Raw genomic sequence first — 1,024 nt, 5'->3', positions numbered from 1 at the left:
GATGATGGGGCATGATTAAGCTGTTGGGAATAAAGTAACTCACCTCATAATTGCGCAGGCCCCAAGAAGGTAACAGTTTGGCCAGCTCTGCCGTTTGTGCGCGGACTTGGTCGTAGTATTGCGGGGCTTCTTCGCGGCTGTAGCCAGCAACTTGTAAGCGTATGTTTAAAGACTCCTCTTCAGGGCTGGAGCCTGCCCTACCTGTAAGCGTTTCTGCTGCCACGCTAAGTAGGGGATCTAACTCCTCTAAATACCAACCTGCAACCCTTTCTTCTTCAGGCCTAAATGTCCCTGTATTGGCATTAAAGGTTCTTTTTAACGATTGGGTTGTATTCATTAGTGCATACTTATCTCCCTGTTTTATACAGTTTTTTAGCATTTGCTGGGTTTGAGCTGTGTTAGGTTGGGGGAGAAAGGGAATGCCGACCTCTTTCGTAAAGTATTCATTCGCACCGCGCTCACAGTTAATGCCATTATCAAAGGCACGTTGAAACCAAGTGCTGGCTAATTGGGTTAGCTCGGCAAGGGTGCGCCCATCAATATCAACCTGATGCTCCGGATGGGCCGCCATGTAATCTTGCCGAGCACGGTAGTAGGTGGCTACGAAGGGGACGCAGGTAAAACAGGTGCCGTTGGCTCCTTGCTCCAATAGCGCAAAAGCATCCATGGTATCGGGAATTTGTTGGAGTTGCTGTGGTGACAGGGTATGAATAAAGTTATAAACCGAGCCAAGCCGATTATTATCCAGTATGGTTGCAGCTGACGCTTTAAACTGCTTGGCTAAGGGGGAGTTCTCGTTCATCTGCGGCCAATACTTCACTCCTTGTAGAAAATAAGCTTCTGGGTCACTCGTGGCCTTGGCCCAATTGATATAGGCTTGGCGTCTTACCTGCCAAGTAGGATAGCTTCGACAGGCTTCGTAATAGCGTGGCAGGTGACAATACTGCAGCTCATTGAGTGAGAAATGAGGATAACCCTTGGCGGCGATTTTATATTGAATGGTGACGGCTTTTTCAAGGGACAA

Annotated in this window: 1 protein-coding gene; it reads right to left on the bottom strand. The window is 48.2% G+C overall.

What is annotated here, in order from left to right:
* Positions 1–1,024 (bottom strand): hypothetical protein (locus tag ACK8OT_RS19205; RefSeq protein ID WP_410198121.1); only part of this gene is annotated, 1,024 nt, incomplete at both ends.

It is taken from the genome of Motilimonas thetidivivens, assembly GCF_046452435.1.
Taxonomy (GTDB): Bacteria; Pseudomonadota; Gammaproteobacteria; order Enterobacterales; family CBDFNC01; genus Motilimonas.
The sequence above is the reverse complement of the archived record's forward strand: the minus strand, read 5'-3'. Positions and strand labels throughout refer to the sequence as shown.